General features: G+C 40.2%; 4 protein-coding genes and 1 pseudogene. All 5 read left to right on the top strand.

The window, feature by feature from the left end; translation table 11 throughout:
• Nucleotides 1-687: 687 nt before the first annotated feature.
• The 5 genes and pseudogenes from ACFFAP_RS32900 (at nucleotide 688) to ACFFAP_RS32880 (ending at nucleotide 7,490) form a co-directional block, all read left to right on the top strand.
• On the top strand, nucleotides 688-903 hold the full coding sequence (locus ACFFAP_RS32900; protein ID WP_375515151.1) for a hypothetical protein: 216 nt from the start codon (nucleotides 688-690) through the stop codon (nucleotides 901-903).
• A gap of 7 nt (nucleotides 904-910) precedes the next feature.
• Entirely contained in the window at nucleotides 911-1,879 is a 969-nt protein-coding gene (locus ACFFAP_RS32895; RefSeq protein ID WP_375515150.1) for a helix-turn-helix transcriptional regulator, read from the top strand.
• A 651-nt stretch (nucleotides 1,880-2,530) separates the two neighbouring features.
• Nucleotides 2,531-5,104, top strand: a complete 2,574-nt coding sequence (locus tag ACFFAP_RS32890; RefSeq protein ID WP_375515149.1) for a TonB-dependent siderophore receptor — start codon at nucleotides 2,531-2,533, stop codon at nucleotides 5,102-5,104.
• A 228-nt stretch (nucleotides 5,105-5,332) separates the two neighbouring features.
• Nucleotides 5,333-6,295, top strand: a complete 963-nt coding sequence (locus ACFFAP_RS32885) for an iron-siderophore ABC transporter substrate-binding protein (RefSeq protein WP_375515148.1) — start codon at nucleotides 5,333-5,335, stop codon at nucleotides 6,293-6,295.
• Between the two features lie 109 nt (nucleotides 6,296-6,404).
• Nucleotides 6,405-7,490: pseudogene (locus tag ACFFAP_RS32880) on the top strand (ISKra4 family transposase).
• The last annotated feature ends 238 nt before the right edge of the window (nucleotides 7,491-7,728 follow it).

Below are 7,728 nucleotides of genomic sequence, written 5' to 3'. Positions count from 1 at the left end.
GCACTTTGCTGTTGACTTTGTTCATCCTCCCACATTTTGTATTTCACTCAAGCGAAAACCGCTATAGTGGGATAGGTTCATAGGTCAGGGCGGCCGCATCATGTCAATAAGCAAAGTCTATTCTCAATAGACCGAAATCAATGTCATTAACTCTTGCTTATTGCGAAAGTGTTCGGCGTTGGCGTAGCCCGCCGCAGGCATCGCTTTGGGGCTTAAAAAATAATCAAGCGCGAAAGGAAAGATTTTTTCGTTGGTTCTTAACCTTCGTTGTGATCAAGAGTAATTTAGATGCGTTTGCCCTGATATATAGGTCATCTGTGATGATATTACCAATAATATTGGTTACATAGTGTTGCATTTGATAAAGATACTCTGACAAAAGACTTAGGTCAATCAAACAATACTTTTGAGACGATTTTAATTAAAAGCAGCTTCAATACTCAATTGTACTCGCCCCAGGAGCAGTTTTTCTCTGGGTAGCAGCAAGATTCCTTGAGATTTTGAGAAAAAATATATCTGGTATTTTACTCACTAAGTTGGTAAAATTCAGACTAAGTTAAATGACGTACAGTAGTCCGACAATCCCAATTCCCGGAGCATGAATTGGAGTGAGATTGTTATGGGGTTTTGGATAAAGGGTGATAGGTTTTCCACTTCCCTTTATATCTTAACTTAAGAGTGTGGTGAGTGACTCCTAAGCAACTGTGTGAGGAAAATCCAATGAAGCGGCAGAGATTAAACTATTTTTTCTGGCAGGGTCTATTGCTGACTACTTCAATAGTGTTTATAAATAAGCCTGTGCGTGTTGTTGCAGGTAGGCAATATTACATTGCTATTTTTCTATTTACTACCTGGGAATTTTATCAACTAATTGAGTTGGAAATTAAAAATTTAGTAAGTTAACTTTATTATGACACTAATCCTTTCATTAGCAGATTACGCTAAACAACTTTATCAAGCAGAGCTGATTCAACAGAATAACTGCACTGATGACTTTGATATCACCCGTCGGCATCCATTTGGGTCAGGATATCGCCGAGAAATTTGGCTACGAGATTGTATATCCTTAGAAATCTACAACTATCAGTTAAAAAAATCAATAGCTGTAGAATATATAGACAGACAACATTGGATAGAATTTCAATTTTTTATTTTAATAGATTCGCCATCTAAAAATCTTAACTTTAGCACTGGAGAATACTTCTTGAGTGGCAGTGGTATGGCTCCAGAGCATATTTATTCACCAGAGAAGTTCTTGCAAGAAGTAGAAATATCTGTTCATATCAAACCAGAAGCGTTTCGAGCATTTGCAGGAGATACATCTGGTGAACTTCCAAAGGAATTACAACATCTCATCAGACGTTCGGATCGATTGACTTATGAACGCTATGGAATTCAAACTTTTGCAATGCAGTTAGCAGTGCAGCAAATTCTCCAATGTCCTTACCAAGGTATTACTAAGCGAATGTATCTTGAAACCAAGGTGTGGGAGTTAATGACATTACTGATTGAACAGGAAATTCAAATCAATCAAGGTGAGGTTAATAATAGCGTGGTGAAGCCATCAGATGTTGAACGCATTTATTATGCTAGAGAAATTTTATTAAAACATCTAGATAATCCACCTTCTCTTATACAATTAGCACGACAGGTAGGGTTAAATGATCGCAAACTCAAACAAGGGTTCCGACAGGTTTTTGGCACTACAGTGTTTGGCTACCTGCACGATTATCGCATGGAACAAGCCCACAAGTTACTAATCGAGAGAAACATGAATGTAACACAAGTAGCGAGGAAAGTAGGCTATGCTAGCCTTAGCTCTTTTAATCATGCATTTCGGAAGAAATTTGCAGTTAATCCTAAATCTTTTCACAGTTAATAAGTCCGTTTGGAACAAAAAAAAGTCCGGCTCGAACAAGACATCAACGTTCAAAAATTATATGCTTTTGGGATAATAGGGCAGTTAGAACTTTGTATCTTTACCAACTTAATTAGTAAAGATGTTTGCAGCAATCAGTTGCAGTTAATGCTGTTATTAGGTTTGCACCTAGATAGCGCTGTAAATCTTGCTGCGGCGAGCGCAAAAATCTTGTGTCGTGTATTTGTCTGGAGCGTGTGATAAATGTTTGCTAAACTGCTCTATGTAACTGTTAGCTGGTTAATATTAGTTTTCTCGCTTATTTCTATCTAATTCAGCGTTTGCCGAGCAATCATTGCCTAAAAAAACTTTAGCTTTAGATGAAGCAAAGAGTAAAATTCAAAATTTGAGTGAGGTACAGTCTGCTAAAACCAGCAGTAACTAATTGCTAAGAAATCCTAGAAATCAGAATTTTGTTTCTCAAATTAGTCAAGTAACAATAGATGTGGTTTCGATTACACATGTAAAAATGAACTTTACTGGCAAAGGTATAGATTTACATAATATGAAATAAGGGCTGAATATTGCATGGTTATGGGGTTTTAATTAACTTTGATGACAGTTGACTATATGATTAATATTTTTAACAAAGTGGGTGTGTGAGGTGTGGGTATGAATTTACAGATAATATCTATCTTTTTCTGGCAAAGTCTATTGCTGACAAGTTCGCTATTTGCGTTTACTGTTCCTGTTCTGGGTGAGGAAATATTAAATAGAGAAATTCCCCTGGTTAACCAGATTAAACATTCCAGGTTCAGCGCTCAAATGCTTGTGCAATCACCACCTACTCCTCAAACAGAAGTCACACCAATAACGGCAGTGAAGCTCAATAGTACAAGTAAGGGTTTGGAGGTGATTTTAGAGACAGGTGTCAAGAGCGGTCGCCTGCAAGTAACTCCTAAAACTGAGGGTAACTCTTATATTGCAGACATCCCTAACGCTCAGTTGCGTTTGAGTAGTGGCGCTCGCTTTCGTCAATCGAAGCCAGCAGTAGGAATTATCGAGGTGACTATTATTAACATTAATGTTAATACCATACGGGTGACAGTGACGGGTGAGGTGGGTGTACCAGCAGTGGAGTTGTTTGACAGTCCTGAAGGATTAGTGATTGGGGTGACAAGTACCACATCTACAGCACAGCAACCAGCACCGCCACAGCAAAAACTGCCAACTAGTGAAAATCAAGCACCGATTGAATTAGAGGTGACAGCACCGCCTGAAACAGGCTATAAAGTTAATAATACAACTACAGCAACAAAGACACCAACAGACCTACTTGAGATTCCTCAATCAATTCAGGTGTTCCCTCGCCATCTGATCGATGATTTGGGCGCGCAAAACCAGGGAGAGGTATTGCGAACAGCAGGCATTATTACAACTGGATTTCCATCGACCCTATTTGATTCTTTTTCCATCCGAGGCTTTGGTAGTACTTTATTTCGTAACGGTTTGAAAGATTTATCAGGAATAAATACTGTTGACACTGCTAACACAGAGCAAATTGAACTCTTACGCGGCCCTGCTTCGGTGTTATACGGACAACTATCCCCAGGTGGTGTTATCAACCGTGTTACCAAACAGCCACTATCAGAACCGTATTACTTTGGTCAGATACGTGTTGGAACTGAGGAAACTGTTGAACCCTCAATTGACATCTCTGGTCCGTTAAATCAAGATCGGACTTTGTTGTATCGCTTGAATGCCGACTACGAGAGTGCAAACAGCTTTGTAGATTTCGTAAACCGACAGCATTATTTTGTAGCACCAGCCTTGACTTGGCTAATTGGTAAAAACACCAACTTAACATTAGAAGGTGAATATCAGGATGTTGAGTATCCAAATGGCGATCCAGAGGCGGGGTTAATAGCTAATGGTACTGTTTTTTCAAATCCCAACGGCAAGATTCCACGCAGTCGTAATTTAGCCGAGCCTTCTGATAGTAACCGTTTTCAAGAGAGTCGAATTGCCTACCATCTTGAGCATCGCTTCAATGATAATTGGGTTTTACGTAATGGTTTCCAATATGGAAACAAAAACACTAACCCTGCGCGGGGTTTGGCCACATTCTCAGATAGTCTAGAAGCTGATAATCGCACGCTAGACCGCATCGCTTCCGATTACAGTGAAATAGATAACGAATACTTCACAGATACCAATTTGACGAGTCAATTTCAAACTGGTAGCATCGAGCATAAACTATTAATTGGTTTTGATTTGTTTTGGTTAGATACCAAATCTAAGGAAAATATTTATACACGCAGTCCAATCGATCTGTTCAATCCGGTGTATGGCACGCCTGTAGGCTCGGTTACGGGTAGTAGTGATAACTCTAGTACCAATAATGCTCAAGGGATTTATCTTCAAGACCAAGTCTCACTAATTGACAAGCTCAAGTTCCTTTTAGGAGGACGCTTCGACTGGCTAAATAGAAGCTCTTTCAACAACTTGAATGGACGAAGTACTAGTCAAGATAATAATGCTTTTAGTCCACGCTTAGGCGTAGTTTATCAACCGATTAAATCCCTAAGCTTCTACGCCAGCTACAGCCAATCTTTTCAGCAGATCATCGGTACTGATGCGCGGGGGAATTCTTTTCAACCGAGCCGTGGCACTCAGTATGAGGTCGGAGTAAAAACAGACTTACTCAATAATAAATTATCTAGCACTTTAGCTTTCTACGACTTGACTCAGACTAACCTCACAACAGTCGATCCGAATAATTCTCGCTTTAGAATCCAAACTGGGAAACAGAGAAGTCGAGGGATTGAACTTTATACTACTGGAGAAATCACACCGGGTTGGAACATGATTTTCTCCTACAACTACATCGATCCGCGCGTTACTAAAGACAACAGCATCAGAGTGGGGAGTTTTCTTAACGTTCCTCAAAACACTGCTTCTTTGTGGACGACATACATTGTTCCCACCGGTTCTTGGAAAGGATTTGGTGGTGGATTGGGTCTTTCTTATGTGGATTCGCGCTATGGAGATTTATCAAACACCTTTACATTGCCCTCTTACTTCCGCACTGATGCTGCTCTTTACTACCGCCGCAACAACTTGCGAGTACAACTCAATCTCCAGAATTTGTTTGACACTCTTTACTATGTCGGGGCTAACGGTCAAACGCAAATTTTTCCGGGTGCGCCCTTTGAAGCATATTTGAGCGTGGGCTATGAATTTTAAGCTGTATGTAGTACGGGAGCAACTGCTATTAGTTAGACTGCTGATGTTAGGAGTGGCATCAGGTTGGAGCTATGAATAATAACAGGTTTACAGTCTATACCATGCCCCTCCACTGCAATAAATGTAATAGTTCATTCACTGCAACCGTAACATTGGAATGGAAATTTTTATTGAGCATTGAATATTGACAATTATCAATTATATAGTTAGCGATCACTACCAATAGTTATGCTTGTCCGCACTATTTCTGTTTTTTGCCTTTTGTCATTGTGTGCTTGCAGTTTATTTTCATACCCATACAGCCCGTTACCTAAATCACCATCTCAAGCAGATGTCCGTATAGTCAAACATACAATAGGTGAAACAGCAGTTCCCCTGCACCCCCAAAGGATTATCTCACTAGATCCCCAATCTACAGAAGTAGCTATTAGCTTAGGGGTAAAACTTTTTGGCTATCCTCAAAAAGAAATACCAGCATCATGGCGGCGTTCTGATGCTGTAGACATTGGCTTACCACCTAATTTTGAGAAGGTTCTTTCTGTGAAGCCCGATTTGATAGTAAGCATTAATTTCGGTTTTTTAGAAAGCTACAGTTTATGGTCGCACATTGCACCGACTGTTGTATACCAAATTACAAAAGACGTAGCAGGCTGGAAAAGATCATTCATGCAACTAGCCCAAGCATTAAGTCAAGCACAAAAAGCAAAACGAATAGCAGCGCTTTATGATGCGCGAATAGCCCAATTTAAAGCAAGCATGGGCGAAAAACTTAAACAAACTCAGGTATCAGTTGTACACATTTTTCCAGGTAGAATAGTTATCCGCACTGAAAATTCATTTTCTGGTTCAATATTGCAGGAGCTTGGTTTAGACCGTCCACTCTCGCAAAAACCAAGTGCTGTACCAAACTTTACTAAGATATTTGGTAATACTAGTTGGTACTTTATATCCCCTGAACTTCTGAGTTTGATAGATGCAGATGTTTTATTTGTTGTAACTTCTAACTTTTCTCAACCCGACGATGCAAAGCTGGCAATTCAACAATTAACGGCACAACCTTTATGGTCAAAACTTAACGTAGTCAAGCAAGGTAAAGTTCATATAGTGGGGCAATATTGGTTGATTGGTTATTATTTCTCTGCGAATCTTGTCCTCAATGATTTGTTTAAGTATTTGGTGGAGAACAATTGATTAAGTTTTTGTCAATTTAAATAAATTAGCAGGGAGCATCCCACTTATGCAAAAATACCAAAGGAAAGTGTAGTATAAGGACTACGCAAGAAGAATTTGGGCTAAACCTATGACCCCCGAAGAAAAACAACGTTTACAAGCCGCCGCAAAAGAGATCGCGTCAATCCTGTATAAAAATACATCACCAGAGGCATTAGAGACTCTCGAAGGGATCGAAAAAACAGTGCGATGCCTACGGCGGGCTACGCCTACGCAAATGCTTGAACACGTCAGCCCTCAAATCGCCTTTTTTTTATCGAACAAACTACGGGTACAAGCAAAGGACGGACTAGACAGATCAAAAGTTGTCTAGGGGAATTACCAATCAAAAGAATTGCAAGCACAAAAATTGGGGTTGTCACCAAGAAATCACCTGAGTCCAATCTTAGAGAAATGTAGCCTTAGACTTTGTGCTAATGAATCATACCAAAATGCCGAATTAGAACTGCAAGCCTTAACTGGAGTCAAAGTAGGACATAGTACACTACATCGACTGGTAAACAAACAGGAATTGCACTTACCACAAGCTAAACAAGCAATTCCAGAAGTAAGTTTGGATGGGGGCAAAGTACGATTGCGGACACCAAAAGGACTCGAATGTGAGTGGAGAGATTACAAAGCAGTACGCTTAGGTGGGATTTATTACGGAGCATTCTTTGGCGATCATCAGTCCCTTTTGGATTGGATCAACTCACAGAGGTTGATTACCCCATTAGTTTGCCTAGGGGATGGGCATAATGGTGTGTGGAAATTGTTTGCTGAGATCGGCACTCAAGAGAAACGACTGGAGATTCTCGATTGGTATCACTTACGCGAGAACCTCCACAAAGTTGGTGGCTCTATCAAGCGGCTCAAACAAGCAGAAAACTTATTATGGACTGGTCAGGTCAATGCAACGATCGCTTTATTCGCTGATTTAAGCAAGAAACAGGCGAAGAATTTTTGTGCTTATTTGAACAAGCATCGGAGCCGAATTGTCAATTATGCTTACTATCAAGCGGAACAGCTTTGCTCTGTTGGTTCTGGGGCAGTGGAGTCTGCTATTAAACAGATCGGTATGAGGTTGAAACTTTCTGGTTCTCAGTGGCATCCATTCAATGTTCCCTCCATACTACAATTACGTGGGAGCAATGCGATTTTGTTAGATCGGACTTAAATTCTCAGTAAGAGAGGTAAATTCTCAATAAAAACAGTTATTTAGCTGCGATCGCACCTCTAAATAGGTGATTTAGTATCCGAATTTTAACCACCTCACAAAATCGCATTGCTCCCCAATTACGTTGTGCCTATCTCAATGGTCAACTCGCTATTTGATATTTTTGCAAAAATGGGATGCTCCCTAGCTCGTCCTACTGTCACCTTCTCTCTGTCTTGCGTCGGATCTCCCACATAGG

The organism is uncultured Nostoc sp., assembly GCF_964245575.1.
GTDB lineage: Bacteria > Cyanobacteriota > Cyanobacteriia > Cyanobacteriales > Nostocaceae > Nostoc.
Note: the sequence above shows the minus strand (reverse complement) of the source record. Positions and strands in the feature narration are given on the sequence as shown.